Genomic DNA, 14,459 nt, shown 5'->3' with positions numbered 1-14,459 from the left:
ACCCTTTTGGAACGATGGCCGTCCACTCCCAGCACCCTGCCTCGGCCCCGCCGACCGCGCCGGTCCGCGAGCGGACCCGGCACCTGATGTTGCGCGGCTGGTGCATCTTCGTGCTCTTCATTGCACTGTCGGGCACGGCCTGGGTGCACGCCTTCGGCGAGACCATTGCCGCCGTCATCACCATCGCCGCGACACTGCTCTCGGTCGGACTGTGGTTCGGAACCAAGCCCAGCGTCCAATGGCGCCGTCTCCCCTGGTTCGTCGTCGCTTATGTGGGCTGGGCGGTGCTGTCCATCACCTGGTCGGCATGGCCGATGGCAACGGCGTTGACCCTGCTCCTGCTTCTTCTCACCACGACGCAGGCGCTCTTCGTCGGCGCGGTGCTGACCTGGCGCGAGCTCGTGCGCGCGATCGCCTCGGCACTCAAGTGGGTCGTCGGGCTCTCGCTCGTGTTCGAGCTCTGGGTGTCGATCTTCGTGAAGGCACCGATCCTCCCCGGATTCGTCGTCGCGAAGGCGGATGACCCGATCGAGTATTGGTCGCGCAACAACCTTTTCGACGGTGGGCGCATCCAAGGCATCATGGGCAACGCGAATCTGCTCGGCCCTGTCGCTCTCTTGGCGATCATCGTCTTCTCGATCCGCTTGACCGCAGGTGCCCCGCGACGGGCGCTCCTCTGGGGCTGGATCGTGTTGTCCGCGTACCTCCTCTACCGGGCGAGCTCCGCAACGTCGTATGCGGCCGCGGCCGCCGTCGTGGTCGTACTGACAACGGTCCTGCTCATGCGCCGCACACAGAAGCCCGGCCAGCGGACGCCGCTGTACATCGGGTACGCCGCGATCGCCGTGGTGGGAGGCGCTGGCCTGTGGTGGGGGCGTGACGTGATCTTTACCGCCCTCGGTCGCACGTCGGACCTCACCGGGCGCGAGGGCATCTGGCAGACCGTCCTCGAGCGCGCGAATGAGCGCCCCCTCATCGGCTGGGGGTACTCCACACCGTGGGTGCCGTGGGACCCGGCCTTCGACGGCTGGATCGTCGATCACGGTGTCACGGTGATGCAAGCCCACAACACGTGGATCGACCTGTACCTGCAGCTCGGCCTCGTCGGGGTGGTCCTCTTCGGCATCCTTTTCCTCGCGTTCGTCTGGCGCGCCTGGTTCTTCGCCGTGGATCGCCCGCGATGGGATCTGAAAGCCGATCGGCCGTATTCGTCGCTCACTCTCCTGCCAACCCTGGTCGGGACCATCCTTCTCGTCCAGAGCTTCGCCGAATCCAGCCCTCTGCTGGTGTGGGGGTGGATGTTCTTGGTCATGCTCGGGTTCAAAATCAAGCAGGCCCCACACATTGGCGTAGGACCCGCAGAACAGGGTGCCGCGATCGAACGCGGCGAGTTCACCGCGCAGGTCCCGTGAGCGGCGCCGAAGGCCCCTCCACGACCTGGGTGAGCGGCCTGGTTGCCTCGGCACTCTTCGCCCGCGCCTACACGCTGGCAGTTTTCGGGGCGGTCTTCGCGTCATTCGCCATCGAGCGAATCGCGGGTCGCGTCACGTACGTCACCATCGTCGTCGGACTCTGCGCAGTGGGCGCCATCATGCTGACAGCCCGACGGCGAGAACTGTCGTTCGTGCGCTTGGTGCCCACGACACTCGTCGTCTTTCTCGCGTGGACCCTGGTGAGCGTCTTCTGGAGTTCGGACCGCGGGGCGTCTTTCTGGAGCTGGGTCTCCACCGCCGCAATCGCGTTCCTCGCCGTCACCATCGGGCACGTCCGCGACACGCTGCAGACTGCGCGAGCGGTCGGCGATGTTCTTCGCGTCCTTCTTGCTGTGTCGCTGGGCATCGAAATCCTGGCGGGCGTCCTGCTCGATATGCCTCTCACCTTCCTGGGTGTGCAAGGCAACATCGCTCAGCTCGGCCCTATTCAGGGCATCTTCGGAACGCGAAATCTGCTGGGCTTCGTTGCCGTCATCGCGCTGATCACTTTCCTCGTCGAGTACCGCACGCAGTCCGTGCGTCCGGGTGTGTCCGTGGTGTCGGTGGTGCTCGCCGGTTCGCTTGCGGCGCTGAGCGACTCCCCCACCGTCCTGGTGTTGGCGGTCGGCGTCGGGCTCGCGGTAGGAGCGCTGGCGCTGGTGCGACGCACACGCCCAGAACGCCGCGCAGCCCTGCAGTGGGCTCTCGGCGCGGTGGTCGTACTCGGAGTCATCGTCGGTTACGTGGCGCGGCATCCGCTCATTGCGTGGATCGGTGCCGGCAACGATCTGTCGATGCGCGTGGACCTGTGGAACCTGATGGTGGAGTACGTCCGCGCGCGACCGGTCCAAGGGTGGGGGTGGTACGGGCCGTGGAACAGCCGGGAGTTCCCGTTCAACTACATCAACTTTCAGCTCGACGCCTCGCATGCGACAGGCCTCAACGCCTACTTCGACGTCCTTCTCCAAGTCGGCTGGGTGGGGCTCACGATCTTCGTCGCCCTAGCCGGCGTCGCACTCGTGCGGTCGTGGATCGACGCCAGTGAACGAAAATCGATCGTTTATGCGTGGACTCCGCTCGTACTGGTGGCGCTCCTGCTGGACTCGATGTTCGAGAGCTTCACCCTCGCGGGAATGGGATGGATGCTGCTGGTCGTCTGCGCCGTACGTGCCGGGCACTCGCGCTCATGGCGTGAGCGGATCGACGCCACGGGCCCGGCACTCCCGCCTCTCTCGCCGCTCCAAGGTTGAGTCGGGGCGCGCAGGGTAGAATCCAGACGCCATGTCTTCCCCTTCTTCCGCGCCGCTGACCGAGGCGGCCGTGCCGTTCGATCCTGCCTCCGCGACCATCGCCATCGTGACCTACAACCGGTCGGGGTTGCTCTCGCGCCTGCTGACGAGCATCACCGAGATGGACCCCAAGCCCGGCCATGTCGTGATCGTCGACAACGCCTCGACCGACGACACCACCGAGGTGGTCGAGTCGTTCCGCGAGGGACTGGGCGCCGAGCTGGTCTACCGCCGACTCGACACCAACACCGGTGGCTCCGGCGGCTTCAGCGAGGGAATGAAGGTCGCCTACGACCTGGGCTCGACCTGGGTGTGGCTCATGGACGACGATGTCGAGGTCATTCCCAATGGTCTCGCGCGCATGGGTGCGTGGGCTCCCCGGTTCAAGAGCATCCAGGGTCGCCGCTACGACTACGACGGCAGCGAGTTCTACTGGCAGTACCGGATCGCAGAACCCCTCGGCATCCCGATTCCGTTTGCTCCCGCGGGCTTCGACGAGTCCGGTTTCAAGCCGATGAACTCGGGATGCTTCGAGGGCATGTTCATTCACCGCGACATCGTCGAGCAGATCGGCCTGCCCGATCCGCGTTTCTTCATCTACTGGGACGACCAGATGTACGGGTGGCTCGCATCCCGCAAGACCACCTCGGTGATCGTGAACGAGTTCGTGCTTCGCCGCACGCGCGAGATCAAGCAGTGGGACATGGGCATCCGCCACATGAACGCCTCCAGCAATGCGTACCGGTACTACATCATGCGCAACCGCGGCCACATGAAGAACTACTACCGTTCGCTCGGGGTCTACAACCCGATCCTCTTCGGTGCCGGCACGGCACTGACTTTCGGCAAAGAGGTCATTCGCCTCATCGCGGTCGAGCGCACGGTCCGCGGGACATCGAACCTGTTCCGCGGGCTGCGCGACGGTAAGAAGATCACGAAGGATGCCTCGTGGCGGCCGATGCCCCCGCTCGTGGATATCTCCTGAAACACGGGTAACTCATGTGGCGCCTGCAAGATCGCAGCGACACGAAAACGCGAGGACAGCGATGCACGAGGCATTCATCACGATCGATGTCGACTGGGCGCCTGATTGGGCGATGCGCCGCCTGCTCAATGATCTTCTCGAGGCCGAGTTGAGATCGACGTGGTTCATCACCCATGAGACTCCGGTCCTCGACGAGCTCCGAGCGCGGCGTGACCTCGTGGAGCTCGGTGTCCACCCCAACTTCCAGCCGGGCTCCAGTCACGGTGCGACACCTTCCGCGGTACTCGCCGAGTGCATGCGCATCGTGCCGGAAGCACGCACCATGCGCACACACTGCCTCGTGCAGTCGACGCCGATCTTGCAGACGGTCGTCGACGAGTCACCGCTCGTCCTGGATGCAAGCGTCTACATCCGCGACCTCACGAGCGTCCGGGTGTCGGAGCTACCTCTGGACCGCGGTCGCTCCCTCGCACGCGTCCCCTATGTGTGGGAAGACGACCTCGAGTTCTTTGCGCGCGACCCTCACTGGGATGCCGTCTCATTTCTGGCGGGGCGCAGCGATCGAGACGAGCTGACGGTGATGGACCTTCACCCGATCCACTACGTCCTCAACAGTGCTGATGTGAAGCCCTACCAGGCGTTGAAAGCGGCCGTTGGCGACACCAGGATGGTCGACGAGGTGCAGGCTGGCGAGTTCGCGAACAAGGGCGCGGGAACCGCAAGCTTCGTCGCCTCGTTGCGCGACGCGCGGCGCGAGCTCGCCATCGAGTTCAATACGCCGCTGTCCCAGCTGGCCAATCGCATTTGAGGCGAACGTCGGACCGACGCTGATCGCGGATTCCGTCGGCGAGGCTAGATCCAGACGCCCGCAGTAGTGATCACGCCCACGATTCCCAAGCCCGCGAGCACGATCGCGAACCTTTGCTGTGGAATGAGGATCAGTGCGAGCAGAACGAGGAGTGGGGCGAAGGCCATCGAATACCGCGCGACGATGCCAAATTCGACTCCGAAGTTGAGAGCATTCGACACTCGCAGTGCCGCCGGGTACAGCACGATCGTGAGAAGCGTCCCAGCCGCGAGCATCTGATGAGTTCGGAAAGTACGCACCCGCGTCACGGTCGACAGAGAACTGTCCGCCGTGAACCCTGTGCCGCCCGTCGCCTCGCCTGCATCCCCGCGGGACTTCATCACGACTCCGAAGACCGCGAGGACCACCGCTCCGACGACGGCAATCGTCACCCACAGTGGGATCCCGCCTGCCGCGGCTCTCAGCGCGACCGAGACCGGTCCACCGCTGGGTGGCATCCCGAGGTTCCACTCGGTCCAGGGACTATGGAAGGCGAAGAGCTCCTGAATCGCTCCCCTGATCACTCGGCCCCACCCCTGGAGCTGGTAAGGGCCGTACACGTCGGCATTGCTTACAGTGGCGGTTGCCGAGATGTATCGACCCCACGCGATGACGGGTGCTACGACGATGAGACCGAGCACGAGCGCCTGCCAGAACTTCGGCCGCCAGGCCCCCTCGAACTGCCATCCGCGCGCACGCGCGATGCTCGCTGCGAAGATCAGCAAAATGAAGCCGCCAACGGGAAGCGAACTGATAACCGCAGTCGACGCGGCAAACACCGATGCGAGGGCGAGCCACACAAACCCTCGCCCCCGTTGGACCCAAAGCAGCCCCGTTCCTGCGACCAACGCGCCGGCGAGGGGCCCGGTCGAATTAGGGGTCACCATCGTCCCCATCACGAAAATGCTCGTTGCGGCCGCCGGAAGCGTGACCGCGGCAATGAGGCCCCATCTACGGATGCCGAGCACGTAGGCGAAGACGCCACCGACCGCGAACCCCAGCCACACCAGAAGCCCGCTGAACACCCTGTACTCGGTGAGACCGCTTTGCGGACCGAAGACCGCGGTCGAAACCGCGCGGAACGCTTCGGCTCCGAGGAAGTACGTCGGGTAGTGGATGTAGCCCGAGGTGTACTGCCCCGAGGTCACGTCGCGCACGTTCAAGAGAGGGTCACCGCACCCGTGGATCAAACCACCTGCCTGATGCCCTACGCCGCACGCCCACTCGTCAACGACCTCTTCTTCGTAAAGCGCCCCGCGATAAGAGAGCTCCCCGTCATGCATTTTGAGCGCCGTGTCGTAGTGCGCGTGCTCGTCGAGAAACGACATCGGATGGTCATCTGATGCGATGACGACGAGCGAAGCCCCGAGGAAGACGAGGATCAGTGAAGCGATCCAGATGAAGATCGCCTGGTCGTGGCGACCGGCCCACGCTCGGATCGATCGATCTGTACTCATTGGCCGTGAACTCCTCAAGCTGGCCATCGAGTGGCAGGGGTCGTGCGGAAGCCGGTGGAAAGATGGATGCACCGTGGGGACCGCACTATTCTAGTGGCGCGCCCAGATCGGACCCTGGGGCTTTGCTGGGGGCAGCGTCTACGTCCGCGCGCAGCGCGTGGACGAGACGCCACAGATCCGAAGATGCCGCGCCCCCGCCCATAGACTGTTGCGGTGATCACGCAGCAAGACCTCGCCCGCTCGACCGGTTGGAGCGCCGAGGCGTCCTTCTCTGTGGCCCGACTGGATCTCGCTGGCAACGATCCCGGATCCGACATCTTGAGCTTTCTCGATGACGCGAAGTTCCTCGCCGGAGCATCCCGCAACCCGGCACTCAGAGTACTCCTGGTCAACCCGGAGCTTCTCGACGAAGCACGCGAGCGAATTCCTCCCCGCACGAAGCTCATCGCCGTTGATGATCCCCGGTGGCACTTCTACACTCTGCACAACACGCTCGCCCTTGAGGGGCCCCTCGAGAACGAGCCGTCGATCATCGATCCGAACGCACGGATTCATCCGCAGGCTTTCATCGACGACGTCGGCGTCATCATCGCCGGCGGCGTCGTCGTCGAACCCCACGCGACTGTACTGAGGTCGGCGCGAATCGGCGAAGGCGCGGTGTTGCGCGCGGGCTCGGTCGTCGGCACCCCCGGCTTCGAGCACAAGCGAACGTCTCGAGGCGTGCTCTCCGTCGTGCATGACGGCGAGACGAGGATCGGCGCCGGAACCGAGATCGGTTCACTCGCTACCGTGGCCCGCGGTTTCGCGCGCCGCCACACCGTTGTCGGAGCTGACTGCCGAATCGACAGCAATGCGATGATCGCCCACAGCGCTCAGCTGGGCGAACGTGTTTTCGTCGCGGCGGGTGCCGTGATCGCCGGGAGCGCCGACGTCGGCGACGATGTGTGGATCGGCCCTGGGGCGACGGTCATCGACCGCGCCAGGATCGGTGCGGGCGCGCGAGTAGCCCTCGGTAGCGTCGTCTTTACGAAGGTCGCGCCCGGTTCCACCGTAATGGGAAACCCCGCACGCCCTGCGAAGATCACGCCTCGGCGAACAGCCGTCTGAACCTGATCACCAGGTGGCGACGAAGCCGCCCCACGAAAGTCCGACGCCGAAGCCGAGCAACATCACTCGCATCCCGGGCTTGAGGACACCTTGACGCTCAGCCTCGGTGAGGGCGATCGGGATCGTGGACGAGACCGTGTTGCCAAAGTCTGCGAGTGCAACGAAGAACTTCTCGGCCGGAACGCCGAGCTTCTTGCGGAGGTGCTCGAGCATGAAGGCGTTTGCCTGATGGAAGACATACAGATCAATGTCCTCGCCCGTCAGTCCAGCCTTCGCCAGGATGGCATCGACCGAGGAGGGAACGACGTCGAGCGTGAAGTTGAAGATGTCAGGCCCGTCCATGTAGAGGTCGTAGCCCGTCGATTCCAGGGCGCGTGCCGTCACATCCGACTTCGGCTGTAGACCCTCGCCCGCGCGAAGGCCGCCATGCGGCACGATCAGGCTTTTCGCGCCCGCGCCGTTCGTTCCGTAGGTGATCCCCGAGATCGATTCGGCATTTCCGTCGTCCGCCACAAGAGTCGCCGCTGCGCCGTCGCCAAAGATCGTGCGCACCGACTTGTCAAGCGGATTGATGAACTTCGTATACGTGTCGGCTGTGATCACGAGGACGTTTGAAACCTGGCCTGACTCGATGAGTCCCTTGGCCAGGCCCAGGGCATAAATGTAGCCCGAGCAACCGAGGGTGATGTCGGTCGCTCCCGTCGAGGTGGGCAGCCCCAAACGCTCCTGGACGATGCAGGCGGTGGAGGGGAGGTAGTAATCGGGGCTCTGCGTGCAAACGATGAGGTACTCGATCGACGCCGGGTCGATATCTCGCCCCTCGAAAAGCCTTCGACCGGCAGCGGTCGCGAGATCGGACGAGAACTCATCTGGACCGGAGATGTGGCGACGATGGATGCCGGTCTTGCTGGCGATCTTCTCGACGCTCCACTCGGGGAACTGAGCCGCCAGATCTTCATTGCTCAAGACAGATTCGGGCAGGTAGTAGTCGACGGCTGCGATGCGGGCGCTCATGGTCTCGATTCTACGCGCCGGTCGTCAGCGCGCGGTGTAACCGCCGTCCACGACGAGCGCAGTCCCGGTCACCCACCGCGATGCGGGCGAGAGCAGGTAGAGTGCCGCATCAGCGACGTCCTCAGGAGTACCCACGCCGAGCGGATGAGCTCCTTCGATGCTCGACCAGGCGGTCGTCCCCACTGTGTCCTTGATGCCCGCGGTCAGCGCCGTCATGACGATCCCAGCGGCAATGCAGTTGACACGGACACCCTCGCGGGCGAGCTCGAGTCCCAGAGATTTCGACAGAGACGCGATCGCGGCCTTGGTCGCCGCGTAAAGGCTCACACCCGCCTCACCCACAAGGCCAACAGCGGACGACATGAGGACGATGCTCGGATGCTCGCCGCGAACTTTCGCGTGACGGAACGCCTTGGAGAGCATGAGTGCGCTGGTGACGTTGACTTCGAAGAGCTCGGCGATGCGCGCGTCGGCCATGCCTCGAAGCGGTGTCGCATCGTGGATGCCTGCAGCGTGAACGAGGCCGTCCAGGCGTCCAACCTGCTCGACCACGCGGGTGAACGCTCGCGGGATTTCGGCGAACTCGGTGACGTCGAGAGGCAGAGCGAGATGGCCTTCGCCATCGAGCGAACCGACGACACGATCGAGTGCGTCGACACGGCGTCCGACACAGACGACGCGTGCGCCGTGGCGGGCCGCAGCGATCGCGGTGGCTTCACCGATGCCGGAGGTAGCCCCGGTCACGACGATCACTCGGTCGCGCAGGGCTAAGTAGTCGGGAGCGTCAGACACCCGTGTTGACGAGCGCGTGAAGGTCGGCGATCGTCCTTGCGTCTGCGAGCTTGTCTGCGTCGATGGTGACTCCCGTTGCAGTGTCGACATCGGCGATGAAGCTGATGTTCGCGAGCGAATCCCACCCCAGGGCATCGAGCTCATCGGTCAACGCGAGCTCGCTCGCCTCGACTTCGAGGATCTCAGCGACCATGTTGAGCAGAGCGGTGTCATCCATGCGCCCAGCATACCTCGGGCCACTCAAGCCAGCGCTCAGTGTTCACGGGCAATCAGCGCGCAGACACGAGCTCTTCGAGCACCTCGAGGTGACGAGCCGCGACCCGTTCGATCGTAAAGTGCTCCTCAATAAGTCGGTGAGCGTTCGTTGACACTTGCCGACGCGCGGCTGCGGGATCCTCCAGAACCCTCATGAGCACTCCGGCGAGAGCACTCGGATCCGCGCGTGGCTCTCTGCTGCTCACCGGCGGCGCGATGTAAAGCTCCCGTCCGTCCTCCACAAGGATGTCGAGGAAGTTGTCGGTCTCGATGGCGGCGATGACGGGCGTCCCGGCCGCGAGCGCCTCGAGACTCGCGGTACCGAAACCGAGTCCCTCAAGCTCGTGCACCTCAACGTCGGCTGCTGCGAGGAAGTCGGGCACGCGCGCCTGCGGAACGGCACCCGTCGTTATCAACGCGTGCTCGACGCCCAGGTCTTTCGCGATGTGGAGGAATTCGTCGTGATAGACGCCGCCCACGACGACGACGACCAGATCCGGGAACTTCTCCAGAACGAGAGGCAGCGCACGTACGAGAGCGATTCGACTGCGCTGCGGAATGACGTGACCGATGGATACGACGACGCGTCGTCCCTCCAGCCCGAGCTCCTTTCGGATCCCCGAAGCCTCGCCCCCACGCAGGACCTCCGGATCGATGCCCACAGGAATCGAAACCTTGCCGCTGATGGCGCGCCTGTAGCGCTTGTCGATGTACCGGTCCATGAGGATGTCCATCACCACGACCTTCGGCCTATGCATCCGCATGAGAGGCGCCACAAGGATGCGGTCGGCCACGGTGTAGACGAAGTCGTTGAACTTGCTAAGCGGCGTCTCCAGTCGCGTGTGGATGCTCAAGAGCGTCGGCACGCCACGCCTGCGCGCCCACCACCCCGAAAGCCACGTGAGGTCGAAGAACTGGCCATGCTGATGCACGACATCGGGGGCGAACTCGTCGAGCAGGTCGAAGACCCGGCTCTTCGCCTTCGGCGAAGAGGTGAACCCGATGTCGAAGTTGGCGGCGAATCGCGTCTTCGGCAGGGTCCAGGCGTGGATCCGCACGATGCGGACGCCGCCGTGCACTTCTTCCGCCGGCGCATCCCCGTAAGTGGCGGTGAGCACGAGGACCTCGTGGCCAGACTGTGCGTACTTATGCGCGAGGTGCTGCGACAGGTGCGCGGACCCGCCCGATCGTGGCGGGTAGAAGTTGTTGACTACGGCGATTCTCATTGCGTGACCATTCAGCGTATCGGGGCGCGCCCTCGGCGCAACCGGAAAATCCTAACAAGCCCACTCTGGGACTCAGGTGTAGTCGGCGTTGTACCGGTCGAGCACCTCTGCGATCGGAGCATCCATCGCGAGGCGTCCCTTGTCGAGGTAGAGGCCCCTCGTGCAAAAGCGACGCAAGTCCTTCTCGTTATGCGACACGAAGAAGAGCGTGCGGCCTTCCGCCAGGAGCTCATCGATCCGCATGTAGCACTTCTCTCGAAACGCCCGGTCGCCGACGGCAAGCACCTCATCCACGAGCAGGATGGGCTCATCAAGCTGAGACACGACGGAGAACGCGAGACGAACCTTCATGCCGTTTGACAGGTGTTTGTAGGGCATGTCAACGAACTCGTCGATCTCGGCGAACGCGATGATCCCGTCAAACCGGCCGTCGACCTCGGCGCGCGACATCCCGTGCAGGCCCGCCGCGAGGCGCACGTTCTCGCGCACCGTCAGGTCTCCCACGAAGCCGCCGGTGATCTCGATGAGCGGAGCGACTCCCCCGCTCACGGTTACGGCACCCTCATCCGGAAGCAGGACTCCGGCAACGAGCTTGAGGAGGGTCGATTTGCCCTGCCCGTTGCGGCCGACGACGCCGATCGAATCACCGGGGCGTACGTCGAAGGACACGTCACGCAAAGCCCAGAACTCCCCCGGGCGCGTGCGCCGCTTCGCGCCGGCAAAGAGATCCTTCAAGCTGCGACGCCCCCGGCGATTGCGGCGGAACCGCACCCCGAGACCGCGGACCTCGATCGCGGGATCGGATGCCGACATCACAGCTCCTTCAAGACGGGCCGCTCAAGGCGGCGGAATGTGAGGAGACCCAGGACGAAGAACCCTGCGGACATGAGCGCGCCGACGATGACGCTCAGCGTGTCCCAGGACTCCGGGAAGAACCCCATCCGGTAGAGCGTGAAGATTCCGGACAGCGGATTGAATGCCGCGAATTCGGAGAAGATGCCGGGCAGGTCGGAGACCGAGTAGATGACGGGCGAAGCGTAGAACAGCACGCGCAGAATGAGCTTCGTCGTCCGCTCCAGGTCGGAGTAAAGGACGCACAGAGGCGCGACCAGGAGGCCGAGGCCCACGAGAAGCATCGCTTGGAGAACGACCGCCACCGGGAACCACATCAGACCCCACCCGATCTGCACGGGTGTCGAACTCGTGAAGGTCGCGACCACCACGAATAGAGCGAGCACGGGAAGCGAACAGAGGAACTCGATTCCTTTGCTCAAGACAATGCGATTCACCCAGATCGATCGTGGGATCGCCGTCGAGCGCACGAGTCGCGCATCCTTGTTGAAGGCCCGGGTGAAATCGGAGACGCACGCGTTGAACCACACCCACGGCAGCAGTGCCGTGATCAGGAAGACGATGTACGGCTCATGACCCACGGAACGCTGGAACACCTGGGTGAAGACGAACCAGTAGATGAGGCTCATGACGAGCGGGTCGAGCACCGACCAGAGGTACCCGAGAGCGCTCGTCGCGTAGCGCACGCGCAGATCGCGCGCCGATAGGAGCCACAGCGAGTGGAGATAGCGCCGGGGGGATCCGGAGGCGCCGACGGTGGCTGTGGTCACGGAGTCGAGTCTATGACCGCGTCACGCAGCGGCCGACGACAGGTAGTGCTCGATGACGTAGTCCGCGATCGCGATCGAGCTCGTCGCGGCGGGCGACGGTGCGTTTCGAAGAAGAGTCACGGGCCCGACCTGGTCGACGGCAAAGTCGTCGAGGAGCTCGCCGCCTCTCCCCCAGGCCTGCGCGCGGACGCCGGCGCCGGCCTTGTGCGTGAGGTCGGACATCCGCAACTCCGGCACGAATCGTTGCGCCTTCCTGAAGTAGAGCGGCTTTATGAGAGATCCACTGATCTCGTCGATGCCCATCCTCCAATGCTTCTTCGCGAGAGACGGCGCACCGGGCCAGCGCAGAGACTCCCAGGTGTCGCGCGGAGATATCGTGAGCCACCGGTAGCCCTCGCGCGCAAGCGCTGGCACGGCATTGGGACCGACGTGCACGTTGTCGTAGACGCCTCGGGTGAAGTGGACGCCCAGAAACGGGAACCGTGGGTCCGGAACGGGGTAGATCATCCCGTTCACCAGATCCGTGCGCTCGGATGCGAGCTCCCAGTACTCGCCGCGGAACGGCAGGATCTTGGGCGAGGGATCGGCGCCGACGAATCGGGCGACGACATCGGATTGCAGACCGGCACAGACCACGACACGGTCGAAGACGTGATCCGACACGGGTGTCGAGACGCGGATCTTCCCGCCCTCGACGGTCATCGCGGTGACCTCGTGACCGAGGAGGATCCTTCCACCGTCGGCACGGACGTCTTGCGCCATCGCCTCCGTGATGGTCGAGTAGTCCACGACCGCGGTGTGTGGCGAGTGCACGGCGGCGATGCCGGCGACGTGCGGCTCGATGTCGCGCAGCTGTTGGACGTCGTCGATGCGCGCAAGGTCCGGAACGCGGTTCTCGATGGAACGGCGTTCGATCTCGTCGAGCGCGGCCACTTCGCTCTCGTCGACGGCGACCACGAGCTTCCCGACCTGACGGTACGGGAGCCCCTTCTGCTCGCAGAACTCCCGAATAGATGCCCGCCCCGCGGCGCAGAGCGTCGCCTTCAGTGACCCAGGCGCGTAATACAGGCCTGCGTGTACCACGCCCGAGTTGTGCCCGGTCTGATGCTCGGCCAGCCGACCCTCCTTCTCGAGGACCGTGACCTCGTCGCCGCGGGCGGCGAGGGCACGCGCGAGCGCGACGCCGACGATTCCTCCGCCCACGATCCCGACACGTTCAGGCATTGCAATGCTCCATCTCTATCCCCTGCTCGTTACGCAAGGTGGTTGTTCCACATCGAGAGCGCGGACCCGATCGCCATGTGCATGTCGAGGTACTGGTAGGTACCGAGTCGGCCGCCGAAGTGCACGTCCTGCTCGCCCTTGCCGAGTTCGCGGTAGGCGAGTACTCCGGCGCGGTCGTCGGCGGTGTTGATGGGGTAGTACGGCTCGTCCTCACCGGTCGCGAAGCGCGAGAACTCGCGCATGATGACGGTCTTGTCTTTCGGGTACCGGTCTTCACGTTCGGGGTGGAAGTGGCGGAACTCGTGGATGCGGGTGTACGGGACATCCGCGTCGGCGTAGTTCATGACGCTCGTTCCCTGGAAGTCACCCGTCGGGAGGACTTCCTGCTCGAGGTCGATCGTTCGCCAACTCAGCGCGCCCTCTGAGTAGTCGAAGTAGCGGTCAACAGGCCCGGTGTACACGATGGGGACCTGGGCGACGGTGGCCTTCTTGTGCAGGGGCTGCGACTCGTCGAAGAAGTCGACGTTCAGTTTCACCTCAATGTTGGGGTGGTCGGCCATCCGCTCGATCCAGGCCGTGTATCCGTCCGTGGGGAGACCTTCCCACGTGTCGTTGAAATACCTGTTGTCGTAGGTGTAGCGCACCGGGAGGCGGCTGATGATCTCGGCGGGGAGGTCTTTCGGGTCGGTCTGCCACTGCTTGGCGGTGTAATCACGGATGAACGCCTCGTACAGCGGTCGTCCGATGAGAGCGATGCCCTTTTCTTCGAGGTTCGAGGCATCCTTCACATCGATCTCGCCCGCAAGCTCGTGAATCAACGTGCGTGCCTCATCGGGCGAGTACCCCGCCTGGAAGAACTGATTGATCGTGCCGAGGTTGATCGGCAACGGAAAGACGACACCCCGATGGTTGGTGTACACCCGGTGCACGTAATTCGTGAAAGTTGTGAACCGGTTCACGTACTCCCACACCGTGGGGTTCGACGTGTGAAACAGGTGTGCACCGTATCGGTGCACCTCGATACCCGTCTCGGGCTCGTCCTCGCTGTACGCGTTTCCGCCGATGTGGTGACGACGGTCGATGACGGTGACTTTGCGACCGGATGCTGCGGCCCGTTCCGCGATTGTGAGACCGAAGAAGCCCGAGCCGACGACGAGGAGATCCATTCG

The 14,459-nt window shown here is 64.2% G+C and carries 14 protein-coding genes; 5 read left to right on the top strand and 9 right to left on the bottom strand.

The features are described from left to right. The first annotated feature begins 14 nt into the window (after positions 1 to 14). The 4 genes from LG299_RS15555 (at position 15) to LG299_RS15540 (ending at position 4,554) form a co-directional block, all read left to right on the top strand. On the top strand, positions 15 to 1,412 hold the full coding sequence (locus LG299_RS15555; protein ID WP_404431843.1) for an O-antigen ligase family protein: 1,398 nt from the start codon (positions 15 to 17) through the stop codon (positions 1,410 to 1,412). Next, the gene (locus LG299_RS15550; protein ID WP_404431841.1) at positions 1,409 to 2,722 is read left to right on the top strand and encodes an O-antigen ligase family protein; all 1,314 of its coding nucleotides are present in this window, start codon (positions 1,409 to 1,411) and stop codon (positions 2,720 to 2,722) included. Before LG299_RS15555 ends, LG299_RS15550 begins: the two co-directional genes overlap by 4 nt. A gap of 31 nt (positions 2,723 to 2,753) precedes the next feature. Beyond that, positions 2,754 to 3,746, top strand: a complete 993-nt coding sequence (locus LG299_RS15545; RefSeq protein ID WP_404431839.1) for a glycosyltransferase — start codon at positions 2,754 to 2,756, stop codon at positions 3,744 to 3,746. 61 nt (positions 3,747 to 3,807) lie between these two features. Further along, the gene (locus LG299_RS15540; protein WP_404431837.1) at positions 3,808 to 4,554 is read left to right on the top strand and encodes a hypothetical protein; all 747 of its coding nucleotides are present in this window, start codon (positions 3,808 to 3,810) and stop codon (positions 4,552 to 4,554) included. Between the two features lie 44 nt (positions 4,555 to 4,598). Here LG299_RS15540 and LG299_RS15535 read toward each other — a convergent pair whose 3' ends face one another. Beyond that, a complete protein-coding gene (locus LG299_RS15535) occupies positions 4,599 to 6,050 on the bottom strand; it encodes a hypothetical protein (protein WP_404431835.1) in 1,452 nt (483 codons plus the stop codon). A gap of 213 nt (positions 6,051 to 6,263) precedes the next feature. On the opposite strand from LG299_RS15535, the gene LG299_RS15530 reads away from it, so the two are divergent. Continuing rightward, entirely contained in the window at positions 6,264 to 7,157 is an 894-nt protein-coding gene (locus LG299_RS15530; protein ID WP_404431833.1) for a hypothetical protein, read from the top strand. Positions 7,158 to 7,163: 6 nt separating this feature from the next. Here LG299_RS15530 and LG299_RS15525 read toward each other — a convergent pair whose 3' ends face one another. From LG299_RS15525 to glf, 8 genes are all read right to left on the bottom strand, one after another. Next, positions 7,164 to 8,171, bottom strand: a complete 1,008-nt coding sequence (locus LG299_RS15525) for a 3-oxoacyl-ACP synthase III family protein (RefSeq protein ID WP_404431831.1) — start codon at positions 8,169 to 8,171, stop codon at positions 7,164 to 7,166. 24 nt (positions 8,172 to 8,195) lie between these two features. Next, entirely contained in the window at positions 8,196 to 8,963 is a 768-nt protein-coding gene (locus LG299_RS15520) for an SDR family NAD(P)-dependent oxidoreductase (RefSeq protein WP_404431829.1), read from the bottom strand. Continuing rightward, the gene (locus LG299_RS15515) at positions 8,956 to 9,180 is read right to left on the bottom strand and encodes an acyl carrier protein (RefSeq protein WP_404431827.1); all 225 of its coding nucleotides are present in this window, start codon (positions 9,178 to 9,180) and stop codon (positions 8,956 to 8,958) included. The genes LG299_RS15520 and LG299_RS15515 overlap by 8 nt, the downstream gene beginning before the upstream one ends. Positions 9,181 to 9,232: 52 nt before the next feature. Then, positions 9,233 to 10,444, bottom strand: a complete 1,212-nt coding sequence (locus LG299_RS15510; protein WP_404431825.1) for a glycosyltransferase family 4 protein — start codon at positions 10,442 to 10,444, stop codon at positions 9,233 to 9,235. Between the two features lie 72 nt (positions 10,445 to 10,516). After that, a complete protein-coding gene (locus tag LG299_RS15505; RefSeq protein ID WP_404431823.1) occupies positions 10,517 to 11,257 on the bottom strand; it encodes an ABC transporter ATP-binding protein in 741 nt (246 codons plus the stop codon). Further along, complete coding sequence (locus tag LG299_RS15500) at positions 11,257 to 12,066, bottom strand: ABC transporter permease (protein WP_404431821.1); 810 nt, start codon at positions 12,064 to 12,066, stop codon at positions 11,257 to 11,259. Before LG299_RS15500 ends, LG299_RS15505 begins: the two co-directional genes overlap by 1 nt. A gap of 21 nt (positions 12,067 to 12,087) precedes the next feature. Then, positions 12,088 to 13,290, bottom strand: a complete 1,203-nt coding sequence (gene lhgO / locus LG299_RS15495) for an L-2-hydroxyglutarate oxidase (protein WP_404431819.1) — start codon at positions 13,288 to 13,290, stop codon at positions 12,088 to 12,090. 29 nt (positions 13,291 to 13,319) lie between these two features. After that, positions 13,320 to 14,456: a UDP-galactopyranose mutase gene (glf, locus tag LG299_RS15490; protein ID WP_404434921.1), complete on the bottom strand. Its 1,137-nt coding sequence runs from the start codon at positions 14,454 to 14,456 to the stop codon at positions 13,320 to 13,322. Positions 14,457 to 14,459: the final 3 nt, after the last annotated feature.

This window comes from Microbacterium lacus (assembly GCF_044794305.1).
Taxonomy (GTDB): domain Bacteria; phylum Actinomycetota; class Actinomycetes; order Actinomycetales; family Microbacteriaceae; genus Microbacterium; species Microbacterium lacus_B.
Note: the sequence above shows the minus strand (reverse complement) of the source record. Positions and strands in the feature narration are given on the sequence as shown.

Coding starts and splice junctions, on each gene's coding strand:
- LG299_RS15510 (WP_404431825.1), bottom strand. CDS start 10,444: ATGAGAATCGCCGTAGTCAACAACTTCTACCCGCCACGATCGGGCGGG.
- LG299_RS15545 (WP_404431839.1), top strand. CDS start 2,754: ATGTCTTCCCCTTCTTCCGCGCCGCTGACCGAGGCGGCCGTGCCGTTC.
- LG299_RS15505 (WP_404431823.1), bottom strand. CDS start 11,257: ATGTCGGCATCCGATCCCGCGATCGAGGTCCGCGGTCTCGGGGTGCGG.
- LG299_RS15535 (WP_404431835.1), bottom strand. CDS start 6,050: ATGAGTACAGATCGATCGATCCGAGCGTGGGCCGGTCGCCACGACCAG.
- lhgO (WP_404431819.1), bottom strand. CDS start 13,290: ATGCCTGAACGTGTCGGGATCGTGGGCGGAGGAATCGTCGGCGTCGCG.
- LG299_RS15525 (WP_404431831.1), bottom strand. CDS start 8,171: ATGAGCGCCCGCATCGCAGCCGTCGACTACTACCTGCCCGAATCTGTC.
- glf (WP_404434921.1), bottom strand. CDS start 14,456: ATGGATCTCCTCGTCGTCGGCTCGGGCTTCTTCGGTCTCACAATCGCG.
- LG299_RS15515 (WP_404431827.1), bottom strand. CDS start 9,180: ATGGATGACACCGCTCTGCTCAACATGGTCGCTGAGATCCTCGAAGTC.
- LG299_RS15555 (WP_404431843.1), top strand. CDS start 15: ATGGCCGTCCACTCCCAGCACCCTGCCTCGGCCCCGCCGACCGCGCCG.
- LG299_RS15540 (WP_404431837.1), top strand. CDS start 3,808: ATGCACGAGGCATTCATCACGATCGATGTCGACTGGGCGCCTGATTGG.